Genomic DNA, 15,292 nt, shown 5'->3' with positions numbered 1-15,292 from the left:
TCAGATCGCAGAGCCGAGTTGAAAGATGGGCAAGTACATCGCGACCACCAGGCCGCCGACCACCACCCCCAGGATCACCATGATGAAGGGTTCCATCAGGCTGGTGAGGTTGTCCACCAGATTGTCCACTTCGGCCTCATAAAAGCTCGCCACTTTGTCGAGCATGTCGTCCAGCGCGCCGGATTCCTCGCCGATGGCAGTCATCTGGATCGCCAGGTTCGGAAAGATGCCTGAGGCGCGCATGGAGAAATTCAGTTGCATGCCGGTCGAGACATCCTGGCGGATGCGCTGCACGGCACGTTTGAACACTACATTGCCGGTGGCGCCGGAAACCGAGTCCAGGGCTTCCACCAGCGGCACGCCGGCCGCGAAAGTCGTGGACAGCGTGCGGGCGTAGCGGGCCACCGCGGATTTGTACATCAGGGCACCTACCAGCGGTAGCTTGAGCAGCCATTTATCGCGCCAGTCACGAAACCCCTGGGAGCGCTTGAGCGCGTACTTCACGCCAAAAAAGCCGCCCACCAGGCCACCCAGCAGCAGCCACCACCATTGCTGCATGAACTCCGAGAGGCCGATGACCATAACCGTGAACGCCGGCAGCTCGGCGCCGAACCCGGCGAACACCGATTCGAATTGTGGCACCACCTTGACCAGCAGAATGCCCGTGACCACCGCCGCGACGAGGATGACGGCCGTCGGATACGTCATGGCTTTCTTGATCTTGGCCTTGAGGGCTTCGCTCTTTTCCTTGTAGGTGGCAACCCGATCCAGCAGCGTGTCCAGTGCGCCGGCCTGTTCACCGGCGTCCACCAGGTTGCAATACAACTCATCGAAATACTGCGGGCATTTGCGCAACGACGCGGCGAAGCTGTTGCCGGCGGCGACTTCCTGTTTCACCTCATCCACCAGCTTGCGCATGTTGGCGTTGTCGAAGCCTTCGCCAATGATGTCGAACGCCTGCAACAACGGCACGCCGGCCTTGAGCATCGTGGCCATCTGGCGGGTGAAGAGGGCGATATCCAGCGGCTTGATGCGCTTGCCCTTGCCGAATATCGAGGCGGACTTCTTGCGCACCTTTTCCGGATTGATGCCTTGCTTGCGCAATTGTGCCTTGACCAGTGCCGGGCTCTGGCCGGCCAGCTCGCCGGACATTTTCGTGCCCTTGCGGTCCTTGCCTTCCCACGTATAGGTATCGGTTTTGACTGCCTTGACCGCCATGCTCAATCCTTGGTGACCCGGTTGATTTCTTCGAGGCTGGTCACTCCTTGCATCACTTTGAGCAGCCCGGAGGCGCGCAGGTCGTTGAAGCCGTCCTTGCGCATTTGCAGGTCGATTTCCAGCGAGTTGCCCTCGGCCATGATCAGCCGTTGCAGCTCGGGTGTGTTTTTGACCACTTCATAAATCCCCACGCGTCCCTTGTAGCCGTTGTTGCACTGTTCGCAACCGACCGGCTCATAGATCGTGAACGAGCCGATGCGTTCCCGGGGAAAACCTTCCTTGAGCAACGTCTCTTCGGGAATCTCGATGGCCTTCTTGCAATGGCTGCACAGCTTGCGCGCCAGCCGCTGGGCGATGATCAGGTGGACCGCCGTGGCGATGTTGAAGCCGGGAATGCCCATGTTCTGCAAACGGATCAAGGTTTCGGCAGCGCTGTTGGTGTGCAGCGTCGACAACACCATGTGCCCGGTCTGGGCCGCCTTGATGGCAATTTCGGCTGTTTCGAGGTCGCGGATCTCACCGACCATGATCACATCCGGGTCCTGGCGCAGGAACGAGCGCAGCGCCTGGGCGAAGTCCAGGCCCTGGCGTGGGTTCACGTTGACCTGGTTGATCCCTTCCATGTTGATTTCCACCGGATCTTCGGCTGTGGAAATGTTGATGTCCACGGTATTGAGGATATTCAACCCCGTGTAGAGCGAGACGGTCTTGCCCGAGCCGGTCGGCCCGGTTACCAGGATCAGCCCTTGCGGTTGTTTGAGGGCCGCCAGGTACAGCTCTTTCTGGTCCGGTTCGTAGCCCAGGGCGTCGATGCCCATCTGCGCACTGGAGGGGTCGAGAATCCGAATCACCACTTTTTCGCCCCAGAGCGTGGGCAGGGTGTTGACCCGGAAATCGATGGATTTGGTTTTCGACAAGCGCATTTTCAGCCGCCCGTCCTGAGGCTTGCGCCGTTCGGAAATATCCAGGTTGGCCATGACCTTCAGGCGCGCGGCGATGCGGGTCGCCAACTGGATCGGCGGTCGGGCGACTTCGCGCAACATGCCATCAGTGCGGACCCGCACACGGTAGGATTTTTCATAAGGCTCGAAATGCAGGTCGGAAGAGCCGCCCTTGATCGCATCCAGCAGCATCTTGTTGACGAAGCGCACCACCGGCGCATCGTCGGCGTCCAGGCCGGCGATGGCGTCCTGCTTGTGGTCATCGCCCGACTCGATGTCCAGGCCATCGAGGTCTACATCGCCCATGCCTTCCAGGCCTGTGGTACTGGATTCGAAGAACTTTTCGATGGCATCGCTGAGTTTGTCGTCCTCCACCAGGATGGCTTCGGTGGTCAGGCCGGTACTGAACTGAATGTCATTGATAGCCTGGTGGTTGGTGGGGTCGGAAATGCCCACGAACAGTTTGTTGCCCCGTCGCCACAGCGGCAGCGCATGGTGCTGGCGAACCAGTTTCTCGCTGACCAGGCCCGTAGGCTGGGCCTCCTTGTCGAGGCTGTTGAGGTCCAGCAGGGCGACGCCGAAGTGTTCTGAGGCGATCTCCGCAACCTGGCGACTCTGGACCAGTTTGTTCTGCACCAGATAACTGACCAGGGGCATGCGATTGCGTTGGGCCTGTTGATGCGCCTGTTGCGCACTTTGTTCGGTGAGCAGTTCGGCCAGCACCAGTTGCTTGGTCAGGCCGCTGAGGGCGATGTCATTCATGGGGATCCCGGACGCAGACAGTTCATGACTTATAGCCTAGTCAAGCATCAACACCAAACCAGCGGGTTGGGGTGACAAAAAATGTCAGATAGTGCGGTTGTAGGGATGGGGCGCAAGGCTTCTGTGGCCCCGAACCCCCGGTGGGCATGGCTCCGGACGGTTGGCATGTGCCCTGCAACGGCTGCCCCAACCATGAGACTCCACCTCATGTATGGAGATGTCTATGAACAAGCAGAGTGGCTTTACCCTGATCGAGCTGCTGATCGTCGTGGCGATCATCGGCATCCTGGCGACCTTTGCGTTGCCGCAATATTCCAAATACCAGGCGCGGGCCAAGGTGACGGCGGGCCTGGCGGAGATCACTGCGTTGAAGGTGCCGTTCGAGGACACGATCAATTCGGGTACCAACCCGACCCTCGAACTTGTTGGCGGGACGGCAACGACCAGTAACTGCACCACCACTGCCTCGGGTGTTGCCTCTACAGGGGTTGGCACCATTGGCTGCACCATCCTCAATGCGCCGGGTCCGGTGGTGGGCAAGACGATTACGCTGAGTCGTTCGGGAACCGGGGTATGGACATGCGCCACCACGGCTGAGCAGGAATACGCTCCCAAGGGCTGCACCGGTGCCGCTGCAGGTGGTTGAGGCATAAAGGTTGGTCTGACCGGCCCCGCTTTTAGCGGGGTTTTTTGTTGTAGGAAAATGCTCTGCAATTCAGTGGCTTAAGCCATGGCCGAAACCCGCATGTTGCATGTACAAAATCGACGGGTCATGCATTTTGCATGATTCCGTAAAATACCGTTTCGCTTAAATTGTTGATTTTTATAGATTTTTTTTGAAATAAAAAACTGGCACACCCTTCGCACTACTCCTGACAGCCCTGCCGGACTGCATTTCCCGGCAGTTTCTGAGAAAAACAGGAGTTACTCGTATGAAGAAGTTCGCTATCACTGCCGCTGCTGCTACCGCACTGACCCTGACCATGGCTAACGCCGCATTTGCCCAGAACGTTCAAGCGACGCAGGCTCCAATGATGCTGGCTGCTGGCGAAGTTACGAAAGCCAAGGAAGAAACCAAAGACACCTGGATCACCACCAAGGTCAAAGCGGACCTGGTCACTGAAAAAGGCATTCCAGGCACCGATATCAAGGTTGAAACCAACAAAGGCGTTGTATCTCTGTCTTCGGACGTCGCTGTAACGAAGGCTCAGAAGGAAACCGCCGTGGCGATTGCCAAGAAAATCAAAGGCGTGCAAGACGTATCGGCTGATGGTCTGAAGGCCGAATAACGCCAAGACTTCTCGCCTGGACCGGGAGAAGGCACGGCAAACGGGCTGAGTCATACGTTTGCCGTTGCTTTGGAGTTCATGCGAAAGGCCACAGGGAGGTGGCCGTCCACAGGCCCCCGGCGTTGCCGGGGGCCTGTTCTATTCTGCATAGGCTATTCAAAGACTGCGGTGGAACAGACATCAACCTTGTTTGCCATGAAGCGGTTGCGGTTCAGCGCCCACGCTTGCTGGTGATCTGTACCAATCGATTACCCTCGAAGCGCAGGTATTGGTACATGCCGCTGTTGGGCCCATAGGTCCATTCTTCCACCGGGTACTCTTCCCGCCGATTGACACTGCGCTTATAGCCCAGGTCATCCCGAGCCGCCGGTTCTCCGCATTTTTGCAGCACTTCGCTGGAGCGGTCGCCGACGCTGATCAACTGGCTGCCGCAGCGCAACGTGTCGGCCGCCGGTGCCTGGCTCGCAACCAGCAACAAACCCAGGGAGAGCCAGCAAGAGCGTTTCATCTTATTCGGCGTCCAGGTGCATGGGAGTGATCACGCGCCCATCGCTTTCGGCCTGGCCGAGGCTGGCGTCGATAAAATAGACACGGTCGTCGGCCAGTTTGCCTTTGTCCACCAGGAAGTCCTTGATGCTGCTCGCCCGTTCCTGGCCCAGTTCGCGCAGCAATACCTCGCTGCCGCTCCAGAATTTGATGACCCCTTCGCGCAGTTTTTCGATACGGGCTTTTTTATCCAGTTGCGACCATTCGACCGGCGGTTGTGTCTTGAGGCGGGTGCGGTAGATGCCTTCCAGCAGCGGAGCCTTTTCGTCTTCCGGAACTTCCAGTAACGACGCTTTGGCCGGAACTTTATCGCCCCGACGTTGCAGCATCTTGTAGTAGTTGTACTGGTACTCACGCTCCAGGCGCTGGGAGGCCAGCAATGGACCATCGCTGCTCTCGGCGGCGGTGCCTTCGATCTCCAGGCGCAGTTCCGGACGTTTACCAAGCGCTTCGGACAGCTTGAGCAGCACACCCTCGTTTTCCTTGCTCAGCTCGCTGGAGCCCGGTGCGAACGCCACGCTGCCCAGGTCCTCGGAGCCACCACCGGCCACCAACCCGCCGATGAGCTTGAACGGTGCCTGGGCCGCCCGCACCACGAGATTGCGCAGAGTCTGCCAGACGATCGGCATTACGCTGAACTGCGGATCGTTGAGGTTGCCGGACACGGGCAACTCGATGGAAATCCTGCCTTCGGAATCCTTCAACAGGGCGACGGCCAGCTTCAACGGCAGGCTGACGGCGTCCGGGCTGTCGACCTTTTCGCCCAATTGCAATTGCTCGACCACCACCTTGTTCTCGGCCTGGAGCTGGCCCTGGGTGATGCGGTAATGCAAATCGAGATTGAGCCGGCCCTTGCGGATGCGATACCCGGCGAATTTGCCGGAGTAGGGCGTCAGGGTTGTCAGCTCGACCCGCTTGAAGCTGGTGGCGATATCGAGGCTGGCCATGGGGTCGAACGGATTGAGCGCCCCCTTGATGGTGACCGGGGCATAGCGGTCGACCTTGCCCTTGACGTCTACGCTGGCCGGTTTGGCCTGGCGGCTGTCGATGGTGCCGATCTGGCCGTTGAGCTGTTGGATGGCGGTGGCGAAATTTGGCGTCAGGCTGAAGTCGGCGAAGTTGGCCGAGCCGTCATTGATGGCAATCGCACCGATGTGGATACCCAGCGGCTTCCCTTGGGACGCCGGTTTGGCCGCCGTGTTCTTCGCGCTGTCGGGCGGTTGCGGGATCAGCAGATCATCGACGTTGGTGGTGCGATCGTCGTTGATCATGAAGCGCGCGTAGGGTTGGAACAGGTTGACCTTGTCGATGGAGAGGCTGTCGCCATGCTGGTAGTTGAGGCCCTCGACGACCACGCTTTGCCATTTGACGAAGTCACGGGTCTTGAGAGTATCGAGCGTGTGCAATTGGTCGACCTGGGCGCGACCGGTGACCGCGAACGCCAGCGGGTCGATGCCCTTGAGATCTACCGCCAGGTCGCTGCCGAGCATCCCGGAGCGCAGCTCCAGCCGAATGAAAGGATTGATGTAGGCTTGGGCGACGCGCAAGTCGATATCCTGGGTCTTGACCTTGAGTCTGGCGCTGACCGGGTTCAGGTTGACTTCGCCGTCAGCCAGGATCTTGCCTTGTTTACCCAGGCCGGTGTCCAGCTTGAGGGTGAAGGGCGAACCGTTGAGGGTGTCGTAGTTCTGCAGGTCGAGGTTCAGCGGGCCGACGTCCAGCGCCACGGCGGGTTGGGCCTGGCGATCGGCCAGGTGCACCTGGTAGTCGCGCAATTGCACGTCCTTCAACAGGACCTGCCATGGTTTGCTCGGCGGAGCGGGTTCGGGTTTGGGGGAGTCGGCGGCTGCCGGCGCCGATGCCGGTTCCACCTTGACCTGGGGCTTCGCCGGCTGGCTGGCGAACAATTTCTGCCAATCCAGTTGACCGTCCGCCTCCCGGGCCGCCCAGGTTTCCAGTTTCTGGCTGCGGACTTTGCCCACCAGCACTTGCTGTTTGGCCAGGTCCACCGTGGTTTCGCTGACATCCAGGCGTTCGAGCCTGGCCAGTGGACGACCATCGGGAGACTTGATGGCGAAGGGCGCGACGCTGACGGCAGCGTTGCTCAAGAGCAGTTCGGTGCCCTTGGCCAGGTTGAGTTTGTAGTCGGTGCTCAGGTTGACGATGCCGTTTTCCAACACCAGGGGGACCGCATCGCGTACATAGGGCCACCAGAATTTCATCTGACCATCGGTGACCTTGAGCTTGCCCTCGGAGGCGATTGGCGAAAGGCTGAAATTGCCGGTCCAGTCGATTTTCCCGCCTTCGGGCCCGGCGGCAACCAGGGTCATGTCGGCGCTGTCGTCGGGCAGAGTGCTGAGGTTCTTCAGTTCGAAATCAAGCGCGTCGTAAAGGAACTCGATGGGCTCGCTGGGGCGCAGGTCCTGGAAATGCACATATCCGGTGGCGAGCTTGATCCTATCGACCCGCAGGGGAAACGGCTTGGCGTCCGGGTTCGCCGGAGCAGGCTCGCTGGGCGGTAATTTGAACAGGCCCAGCAGGTTCAGTTGCCCATCCTTGGCGAACACAATCTCGGTCTTGGGCTTGTCGAGCTCGATGTCGGCCAGGTGCAGGGCGCCGGACCACAGGCTGTCGACTTGCAGGTTGGCGTACAGCCGTTCGAAGCCGACCTGCTCCTTGCCCGGTTCGCCCACATTCAGCCCCCACAAGGTGACTTCAAGGCTGAATGGATTGAGTTCGATGCGCTGGAGCTGGGCCGGCACCGTGGCATGGCTGGCCAGTTGCTGGTTGGCGATCCGCAAGGCGATGCCCGGCAATATCAGAAACCCCAGCAGGCTGTAGAGGGCCAGTGCGATAAGCAGTGCGGCGAAAGCGCGCTTCAATCCTTTGGACATGTGTGGCTTCGTCTGGTGTGAATCGGAGTGCCTTGGAGTATGGCATGCGTTTACGGTTCCGAAACCACTGAGATTTATCGGATTTGTCCGTTTTTTCCGTAGGTCTGCGGAGGTTGGCTTAGAACTGAAGGACCAGTGTCTTGAGCGGCGGATTCCCGTCCCTGGAGGGAAAATCGTCGCCGGGCGTCAGCACGCTCCATTCCCGCACAGGTCGGCCGGCTTTGCCCGCGCAGCGCAGCACCTGTTCGCGCCAGTCATCCATGGAGACTTTCGCCAGGTTGTTGCAACAGATCAGCACGCCATCGTCAGCGGTGGTCAGCAGCGCCGGTTTGAGCAGGCTCTGGTAGTCACGCAGCAGGTCGACGGTACCGAAAGCACTCTTGGCCCAGGCCGGTGGGTCCAGCAGTACCAGGTCGTACTGGCGAGGTTCCAGGCGCACATAGCTCGGTAATTTCTGTCCGCGTCGCTGGCTGATGGGCAGGCCGGCCAACTGGCGGATCGCCGGGAAGTAATCGGATTGCACGAACTCCATGGGCGGTAAACCCGGATTGAGCAGGCCGTTCTCCCGACCCACGGCGAGGTTGCCTTCGGCGAAGTCAAGATTGCATACCTCCCGCGCGCCACCGGCCGCGGCGCTCAGGCCAACCCCGCAGGTGTAAGCGAACAGATTCAGCACGCTTTTGTTCCGGCTGTGTGCCTTGACCCAGCCACGGGCGTTGCGCAGATCCAGGAACAGCAACGGGTCTTGTCCGGCATGGCGCCCGCGAACGCGATAATTAAGACCCCATTCGTGGCCGACGAGGTCTTGCAGGGCGGCCTCGTCAGCCTGGTAGACGGCGTCCTGGCGGTCTATCCGTGAATTGCCCCGGGCGCGGTCGTTGTAGACCAGCAGCGTGTCCAGGCCCAGGTGTTGGTTGACGATGTCGTGCATGTGCAACAAGGCATCGCGTTCCAGTGACTCATGAAAACTCTGCACCAACAGCTGCGGGCCGTAGCGATCGACGGTCAGGCCCGGTGCGCCTTCCTGGCTGCCATGGAACAGCCGGTAGCAATCGGTGCCTTGCTGCTGCAACTGGCCGAGCAGATCATGACGCTGGTCGAGGGCGGCGCGCAGCGCCTGATTCAAGGAAGACATGCCAAGCGCGCCTTAGAGAAATGAGGCGCGGGAGTTTAGCAGTAATGACGGGTATGGTCCTTGTGGGAGCGAGCAGGCTCGCTCCCACAAGGTGGGGAGAGTCGCCGTTGAGCGTTCAGCGATTCAAGCGCTTGTCGATCAGCCCCTCCACCACACTCGGATCGGCCAGAGTCGAGGTATCGCCGAGGCTGTCCAGTTCGTTGCAGGCGATCTTGCGCAGGATGCGTCGCATGATCTTGCCTGACCGGGTCTTGGGCAGCGCCGGCGCCCATTGGATCAGTTCCGGCTTGGCGAAACTGCCGATTTCCTTGCTGACATGGGCCAGCAGTTCCTTCTTCAGCTCCTCGTTGGCCTCGACCCCGTTCATGGGCGTGACGAAGGCGTATATGCCCTGGCCCTTGAGGTCATGGGGATAGCCGACGACCGCTGCCTCGGCGATGCTGTCGTGCAGGACCAGGGCGCTTTCCACCTCGGCGGTACCAATGCGATGTCCGGAGACGTTGATCACGTCATCGATGCGCCCGGTGATCCAGTAATCGCCGTTCTCGTCGCGACGGGCGCCGTCGCCGGTGAAGTAATAGCCGGGATAGGGCTTGAAGTAAGTATCGACCATGCGCTGATGGTCCCTGTAGACGCTACGGATCTGACCGGGCCAGCTGGATTTGATCGCCAGTACGCCACTGCCGGGACCGCTGATTTCCTTGCCCGCTTCATCCAGCAGTACCGGTTGTACGCCGAACATCGGCCGGGTGGCGCAGCCCGGTTTGAGCTGTTGCTGGCTCACCAGCGGGCTGAGCATGATGCCGCCGGTTTCGGTCTGCCACCAGGTATCGACAATCGGGCAGCGTTGCTCGCCGACCTTGTTGAAATACCATTCCCAGGCTTCCGGATTGATCGGCTCGCCGACACTGCCGAGCAGTCGCAGGCTCTTGCGGGAGGTTTTCTGTAGTGGCTCGATGCCTTCGCGCATCAGCGCGCGCAGGGCGGTAGGTGCGGTGTAGAAAATATTGACCTGATGCTTGTCGATCACCCGCCAGAAGCGCGAACTGTCGGGATGGCTCGGTACACCTTCGAAGATCAGCGTGGTGGCACCGTTGGCCAACGGGCCGTAGACGATGTAACTGTGGCCGGTGACCCAACCGACGTCGGCGGTGCACCAGAACACCTCGTTGTCGCGGTAGTCCAGTACGTACTTGAAGGTCATTGCGGCCTGCAGCAGATAGCCGCCGGTGGTGTGCAATACGCCCTTGGGTTTTCCGGTGCTGCCGGAGGTGTAGAGAATGAACAGCGGATCCTCGGCATCCATCGGTTCGGGCGGGCAGTCGTCGCTGGCGTCGTGCATGGCCTGGTGATACCAGAGGTCACGGCCTTCGACCCAACTGATCTCGGCCTGGGTGCGCTCGACCACCAGGACGGTGCTGACGTCGGGGCAGCTTTCCAGTGCCTGGTCGACATTGCGCTTGAGCGGTATGGACCGTCCTCCCCGCACACCTTCGTCGGCGGTGATCACCGTGCGGCAATCGGCATCGAGAATCCGATCGCGCAGCGAGTCCGGCGAAAAGCCACCGAACACCACCGAATGCACCGCGCCGATGCGAGAGCAAGCGAGCATCGCATAGGCCGCTTCCGGAATCATTGGCATGTAGATACAAACCCGGTCGCCTTTCTTGACCCCACGACTTTTCAGCACGTTGGCCAGGCGGCACACATGATGATGGAGTTTTCGGTAAGAGATTTCCGCCGATTCGGCGGGATTGTCGCCTTCCCAGATGATTGCTGTCTGGTCGGCGCGTTTTTCGAGATGGCGGTCGATGCAATTGGCGCTGACGTTCAGCTTGCCCCCGGCGAACCAGGTGGCATCCCCGGTCTTGAGGTCATAGCGCTGGACGGTTTGCCAAGGCGTTATCCAGTCGAGGAAGCGGGTGGCCTGTTCGGCCCAGAAGGTGCTGGGGTGTTCGATGGATTCCTTGTAGAGCCGCTTGTATTCGTCCTGACTCAGTTGCGCAGCCCGGCGGACGGCATCGGCTTGGGGGAACTGGCTGATATCGAGCATGGCGGTTCCTTATTCTTGTTTTGCGACAAGTCATAAAGATGCGCCCACTCGCCGGAGGGTTCAAGCCATGCACAAATGACTGTGGGAGCGAGCCCGGTGGGAGCGAAGCTTGCTCGCGATGACGCCGTCACATTCAACACGCAGGTTGATACGGCTATCGCGAGCAAGCTTTGCTCCCACAAGACCCTCCCACAAGGGTAATGCAAACCTGGGATCAGCCGCGATGACGCCCGCGGAAGTAGTTGATCAGGCCCTGGGTCGAGGCATCTTCGGCCGGGCTTTCTTCGCTGCCCACCAGGCGGTTATAGACACCTTTGCCCAGCTCCTTGCCCAACTCCACGCCCCACTGGTCGAAGGCATTGATGCCCCAGACCACGCTTTGCACGAACACTTTGTGTTCATACAGCGCCACCAGTGCGCCCAGACGGCGAGGGCTGATGCGTTCGACCACGAGGGTGTTGCTCGGCCGGTTGCCCGGAATGACCTTGTGGGAGGCCAGTTTGCGCACGTCTTCTTCGCTGGCGCCCTTGTCGCGCAATTCGGCCTCGGCCTCGGCGCGGGTCTTGCCGAGCATCAGTGCCTGGCTCTGGGACAGGCAGTTGGCGTACAACCACTGATGGTGGTCGGCCACCGGGTTGAAACTGACCACGGGGACGATGAAGTCGGCCGGGATCAATTGGGTGCCCTGGTGCAGCAACTGATGGTAAGCGTGCTGGCCGTTGCAACCGACGCCGCCCCAGATGACCGGGCCCGTGTCGGTCGATGCCGGGGTACCGTCCTGGCGCACGCTCTTGCCATTGGATTCCATGTCCAATTGCTGCAAGTGCTTGGTGATGTTACGCAGGTAATGGTCGTACGGCAGGATCGCGTGGCTCTGCGCGCCCCAGAAATTGCCGTACCAAACGCCGAGCAACGCCAGCAGCACCGGCATGTTCTGCTCGAACGGCGCACTCTGGAAATGCTGGTCCATGGAATAGGCGCCGGACAGCAGTTCCTTGAAGTTCGACATGCCGATGGCCAGGGCGATAGGCAAACCGATGGCCGACCACAGCGAGTAACGACCACCCACCCAGTCCCACATCGGGAAGATGTTCTCTTCACGGATGCCGAACGCCACGGCCGCCGCATTGTTGCTCGATACGGCAATGAAGTGGCGATACAGCTCGGCTTCGGAGCCGCCCTGGGCGAGGTACCAGGCACGGGCGGCCTGGGCGTTCTTCAGGGTTTCGAGGGTATTGAAGGATTTCGACGAGACGATGAACAGCGTGGTCTCGGCGCGCAGCTTCATGGTCAGCTCATGGAATTCGCTGCCGTCGATGTTCGCCAGGTAGTGGCAGCGAACGCCTTTTTGCGCGTAGGACAACAGTGCTTCGGACACCAGTTCCGGGCCGAGGAAAGAGCCACCGATGCCGATGTTCACTACGTCGGTGATCGGCTTCTCGGTGTAGCCCCGCCACAGCCCGTCGTGAATGCGGCCCACCAGGTCGGTGATCTGGTTCAAGACCTTATGCACGTCCGGCATCACGTTGACGCCGTTTACCAGCAATTTGTCGCCTACCGGCCGCCGCAGGGCGGTGTGCAAGGCCGGGCGGTTTTCCGAGGCGTTGACGATTTCGCCTTCGAACAGCGCCTTGATCGCACCCTTGAGGTCGACTTCGTTGGCCAGGTTGACTAGCAGATCGCGAGTCTGGGCGTTGATCAGGTTTTTCGAATAGTCGAGAAACAGGCCACAGCTCGACAGGGTAAATTGGTTGAAACGCTGCGGATCGGCGTTGAACGCTTCGCGCATGCTGAAATCCTGCATGGCTTTGCGGTGGTCATTCAGCGCTTGCCAGGCGGGCAGAGCGGTCACGTCATGAGGGTTTCGGTAATACGCCATCGCTGCGGGTTTCCTTTTACTTGAACGACCTTTTGTACACTAAAAACTCCGGCATGGCCCGAGGCGGGCGTCCGGACGACTGCGTCGACACGATCACTGGGCGCAGGGCGACTACAGTAAACCTCGCGTTGCGATCTGTCTTGACTTTGTCTGACCGTTTCCCGGTACTTTTTTATACAACGGGCTCGGGACAGGTCCGACAGACGGGGCCCAGAATCCTATCACTGGACACTTCATGTGGGAGCATTAGGGAAATCAGGCAACCTGGACCGGGATGGCGTTGCTGGTGTGGCTCAGTTCATTGCCTGGCGCCATGTACAGCATGCGGGGTTTGAAATTCACCAGTTCGGCTTCGCTGTAATGGGCGTAGGCGCAAATGATGACACGGTCGCCCACCTTGGCCTTGTGCGCCGCGGCGCCGTTGACCGAAATCATCCGCGAGCCATCTTCGCCACGAATGGCATAGGTAGTGAAGCGCTCGCCGTTGTCCACGTTGTAGATCTGGATCTGCTCGTATTCGCGGATGCCGGACAGGTCCAGCCATTCACCATCGATGGCACAGGAGCCCTCGTAATCGAGCACGGCGTGAGTGACTTCGGCGCGGTGCAGCTTGGCCTTGAGCATGATGGCGTGCATGGGGTTTCCTCTGGTCGGGTCCAAACGGCGGGCAGTGTGCCCGAAGGCTGCAGGAGCGGCAATAACACCGCAGCGCTCTATGGGCGAACCTGTGGGAGCACAGCTTCCTCCCACAGTTTGTTTCCACAGGAGGATGTTCAGGCGTGCGCGTCGAGATCCAGATGCAGGTTGTCGATCAGCCGAGTCGTGCCCAGGAAGGCAGCGACCAGGATCACCAGGTCGCGGTCTTCGGCCGTGGCCGGTCGCAAGGTCCGGGCATGGCGCACTTCCAGGTAGTCGGGGCGCAGGCCGGCGGCTTCGAGTTGCTTGAGCTGCTCGGCGATCAACGCCGGGAAATCCCGCTGCCCCTGGCGGATCGCCTCGGCGATGTGGCTCAGGCTGCGGTAGACCGCTGGGGCCACGGCGCGTTGTTCGGGGCTGAGGAAACCGTTGCGCGATGAAAGCGCCAGGCCGTCTTCGGCCCGGACGGTCGGCTCGCCGATGATCTGGATCGGCATGTTCAAGTCGTGGACCAGCGCGCGGATCACCGCCAGTTGCTGGAAGTCCTTCTGGCCGAATACCGCCAGGTCAGGCTGGACCATGTTGAACAGCTTGCTGACCACGGTCGCCACGCCTTCGAAATGGCCCGGACGGCTGGCACCGCACAGGCCTTCGGACAATTGCGGAACGCTGACCCGGGTCTGCCCGGCCATGCCGTCGGGATACATCTCTTCAACGCTGGGGGCAAACAGCAAGTGGCAGCCAGCCTGCAGTAGCTTTTCCTGGTCCGCCGCCAAGGTGCGGGGGTATTTGTCCAGGTCTTCGCCCGCTCCGAATTGCAGTGGGTTGACGAAAATGCTCGTCACCACGAAATCGGCCCGTTGCGCTGCTTTGGTCACCAACGCCATGTGGCCGCTGTGCAGATTACCCATGGTCGGTACGAAGGCGATGCGCTTGCCTTCGTTGCGGGCACGGGCCACGGCGGCCCGCAGTTCACGTACGGTCTTGACGGTGTTCATGCAGAGAATCCGTGTTCGGCGCCTGGGAAGGTCGCGGCTTTGACTTCTGCCACGTAGGCGCTCAAGGCTGCCTGGATGCTGGTTTGTCCGGCCATGAAGTTTTTCACGAACTTGGGGACGCGGCCGGTGATCGACAGCCCGAGCATGTCGTGCAGCACCAACACCTGGCCGTCGGTGGCACTGCCGGCACCGATCCCGATGACCGGTATCTTGACCGCCTGGGTGATTTCTTCAGCCAGCTCGCTGGGTACGCATTCGAGCAACAACATCGCCGCGCCGGCCTGTTCCAGCGCGATCGCATCGGCGCGCATCTGCCGCGCCTGGTTTTCGTTGCGCCCCTGGACCTTGTAGCCACCGAGAACGTTCACCGACTGCGGCGTCAGGCCCAGGTGTGCGCACACCGGAATGCCTCGTTCGGCCAGCAGCCGGATCGACTCGGCCAGCCACAGCGCGCCTTCGATTTTCACCATATGGGCGCCAGCCTGCATCAGCAGGGCGCTGTTGGTCATGGTCTGTTCGAGGGTGGCGTAGGCCATGAACGGTAGATCGGCGAGGATCAGCGCATCGGTGTTACCGCGTTTGACGCAGGCCACGTGATAGGCCATGTCGGCGGTGGTTGCCGGCAGCGTGCTGTCATGGCCTTGCAGCACCATGCCGAGGGAATCGCCCACCAGTAGCACTTCGACGCCGGCCTCGTTGCAGGCGTGGGCGAAGGTTGCGTCATAACAGGTCAGCATGGTGATTTTTTCACCTTTTTGCTTGAGACCTTGCAGCGTGGTCAGGGTAATAGCTGGCATGAAAAAGTCCTCATTGGACGCTCGTATTCAGGCGCACCCTCTATGCGTGGTGCTTGTAAGGCCTGGATTGCGCCCTTGAATGCCGCGTTGGCGGCAACGGGACGCCTATAGTCGTGAGGAGCACCGGGGAAGTCAATTGGATGT

The 15,292-nt window shown here is 60.5% G+C and carries 12 protein-coding genes; 2 read left to right on the top strand and 10 right to left on the bottom strand.

What is annotated here, in order from left to right; genetic code table 11:
* Both AD666_RS15575 and pilB read right to left on the bottom strand, forming a co-directional pair.
* Window positions 1-1,218: a type II secretion system F family protein gene (locus AD666_RS15575; RefSeq protein ID WP_053153546.1), complete on the bottom strand. Its 1,218-nt coding sequence runs from the start codon at window positions 1,216-1,218 to the stop codon at window positions 1-3.
* Between the two features lie 2 nt (window positions 1,219-1,220).
* Window positions 1,221-2,921 carry a type IV-A pilus assembly ATPase PilB gene (pilB, locus tag AD666_RS15570; protein WP_053153543.1) on the bottom strand — a complete coding sequence of 567 codons (1,701 nt, stop codon included), beginning with the start codon at window positions 2,919-2,921 and terminating at the stop codon, window positions 1,221-1,223.
* A 223-nt stretch (window positions 2,922-3,144) separates the two neighbouring features.
* On the opposite strand from pilB, the gene AD666_RS15565 reads away from it, so the two are divergent.
* Together AD666_RS15565 and AD666_RS15560 are read left to right on the top strand one after the other, a co-directional pair.
* A complete protein-coding gene (locus AD666_RS15565) occupies window positions 3,145-3,567 on the top strand; it encodes a pilin (protein WP_053153540.1) in 423 nt (140 codons plus the stop codon).
* 286 nt (window positions 3,568-3,853) lie between these two features.
* A complete protein-coding gene (locus tag AD666_RS15560) occupies window positions 3,854-4,210 on the top strand; it encodes a BON domain-containing protein (RefSeq protein WP_053153537.1) in 357 nt (118 codons plus the stop codon).
* A 211-nt stretch (window positions 4,211-4,421) separates the two neighbouring features.
* Here AD666_RS15560 and AD666_RS15555 read toward each other — a convergent pair whose 3' ends face one another.
* From AD666_RS15555 to panB, 8 genes are all read right to left on the bottom strand, one after another.
* A complete protein-coding gene (locus AD666_RS15555; RefSeq protein ID WP_053153534.1) occupies window positions 4,422-4,718 on the bottom strand; it encodes a DUF2845 domain-containing protein in 297 nt (98 codons plus the stop codon).
* A 1-nt stretch (window position 4,719) separates the two neighbouring features.
* A complete protein-coding gene (locus AD666_RS15550; RefSeq protein WP_053153531.1) occupies window positions 4,720-7,650 on the bottom strand; it encodes a DUF748 domain-containing protein in 2,931 nt (976 codons plus the stop codon).
* Window positions 7,651-7,768: 118 nt separating this feature from the next.
* A complete protein-coding gene (locus AD666_RS15545; protein ID WP_053153528.1) occupies window positions 7,769-8,785 on the bottom strand; it encodes a class I SAM-dependent rRNA methyltransferase in 1,017 nt (338 codons plus the stop codon).
* 115 nt (window positions 8,786-8,900) lie between these two features.
* Window positions 8,901-10,838 (bottom strand): acetate--CoA ligase, encoded by a 1,938-nt coding sequence (gene acs / locus AD666_RS15540; protein ID WP_053153525.1) that lies wholly within the window; start codon window positions 10,836-10,838, stop codon window positions 8,901-8,903.
* A gap of 214 nt (window positions 10,839-11,052) precedes the next feature.
* A complete protein-coding gene (gene pgi / locus AD666_RS15535; protein WP_053153522.1) occupies window positions 11,053-12,717 on the bottom strand; it encodes a glucose-6-phosphate isomerase in 1,665 nt (554 codons plus the stop codon).
* Between the two features lie 255 nt (window positions 12,718-12,972).
* Complete coding sequence (panD, locus tag AD666_RS15530) at window positions 12,973-13,353, bottom strand: aspartate 1-decarboxylase (protein WP_053153519.1); 381 nt, start codon at window positions 13,351-13,353, stop codon at window positions 12,973-12,975.
* Between the two features lie 137 nt (window positions 13,354-13,490).
* Complete coding sequence (gene panC, locus AD666_RS15525) at window positions 13,491-14,351, bottom strand: pantoate--beta-alanine ligase (RefSeq protein ID WP_053153516.1); 861 nt, start codon at window positions 14,349-14,351, stop codon at window positions 13,491-13,493.
* On the bottom strand, window positions 14,348-15,148 hold the full coding sequence (gene panB / locus AD666_RS15520; RefSeq protein WP_053153512.1) for a 3-methyl-2-oxobutanoate hydroxymethyltransferase: 801 nt from the start codon (window positions 15,146-15,148) through the stop codon (window positions 14,348-14,350). The genes panC and panB overlap by 4 nt, the downstream gene beginning before the upstream one ends.
* Window positions 15,149-15,292: the final 144 nt, after the last annotated feature.

The sequence above is a fragment of the Pseudomonas sp. Pf153 genome (genome assembly GCF_001269775.1).
Taxonomy (GTDB): domain Bacteria; phylum Pseudomonadota; class Gammaproteobacteria; order Pseudomonadales; family Pseudomonadaceae; genus Aquipseudomonas; species Aquipseudomonas uvaldensis.
Note: the sequence above shows the minus strand (reverse complement) of the source record. Positions and strands in the feature narration are given on the sequence as shown.

What these genes read in the sequence shown, in the direction of transcription:
- AD666_RS15550 (WP_053153531.1), bottom strand. Translation starts at nt 7,650, where the DNA reads ATGTCCAAAGGATTGAAGCGCGCTTTCGCCGCACTGCTTATCGCACTG.
- AD666_RS15545 (WP_053153528.1), bottom strand. Translation starts at nt 8,785, where the DNA reads ATGTCTTCCTTGAATCAGGCGCTGCGCGCCGCCCTCGACCAGCGTCAT.
- AD666_RS15555 (WP_053153534.1), bottom strand. Translation starts at nt 4,718, where the DNA reads ATGAAACGCTCTTGCTGGCTCTCCCTGGGTTTGTTGCTGGTTGCGAGC.
- AD666_RS15575 (WP_053153546.1), bottom strand. Translation starts at nt 1,218, where the DNA reads ATGGCGGTCAAGGCAGTCAAAACCGATACCTATACGTGGGAAGGCAAG.
- AD666_RS15565 (WP_053153540.1), top strand. Translation starts at nt 3,145, where the DNA reads ATGAACAAGCAGAGTGGCTTTACCCTGATCGAGCTGCTGATCGTCGTG.
- pilB (WP_053153543.1), bottom strand. Translation starts at nt 2,921, where the DNA reads ATGAATGACATCGCCCTCAGCGGCCTGACCAAGCAACTGGTGCTGGCC.
- acs (WP_053153525.1), bottom strand. Translation starts at nt 10,838, where the DNA reads ATGCTCGATATCAGCCAGTTCCCCCAAGCCGATGCCGTCCGCCGGGCT.
- AD666_RS15560 (WP_053153537.1), top strand. Translation starts at nt 3,854, where the DNA reads ATGAAGAAGTTCGCTATCACTGCCGCTGCTGCTACCGCACTGACCCTG.
- panB (WP_053153512.1), bottom strand. Translation starts at nt 15,148, where the DNA reads ATGCCAGCTATTACCCTGACCACGCTGCAAGGTCTCAAGCAAAAAGGT.
- pgi (WP_053153522.1), bottom strand. Translation starts at nt 12,717, where the DNA reads ATGGCGTATTACCGAAACCCTCATGACGTGACCGCTCTGCCCGCCTGG.
- panC (WP_053153516.1), bottom strand. Translation starts at nt 14,351, where the DNA reads ATGAACACCGTCAAGACCGTACGTGAACTGCGGGCCGCCGTGGCCCGT.
- panD (WP_053153519.1), bottom strand. Translation starts at nt 13,353, where the DNA reads ATGCACGCCATCATGCTCAAGGCCAAGCTGCACCGCGCCGAAGTCACT.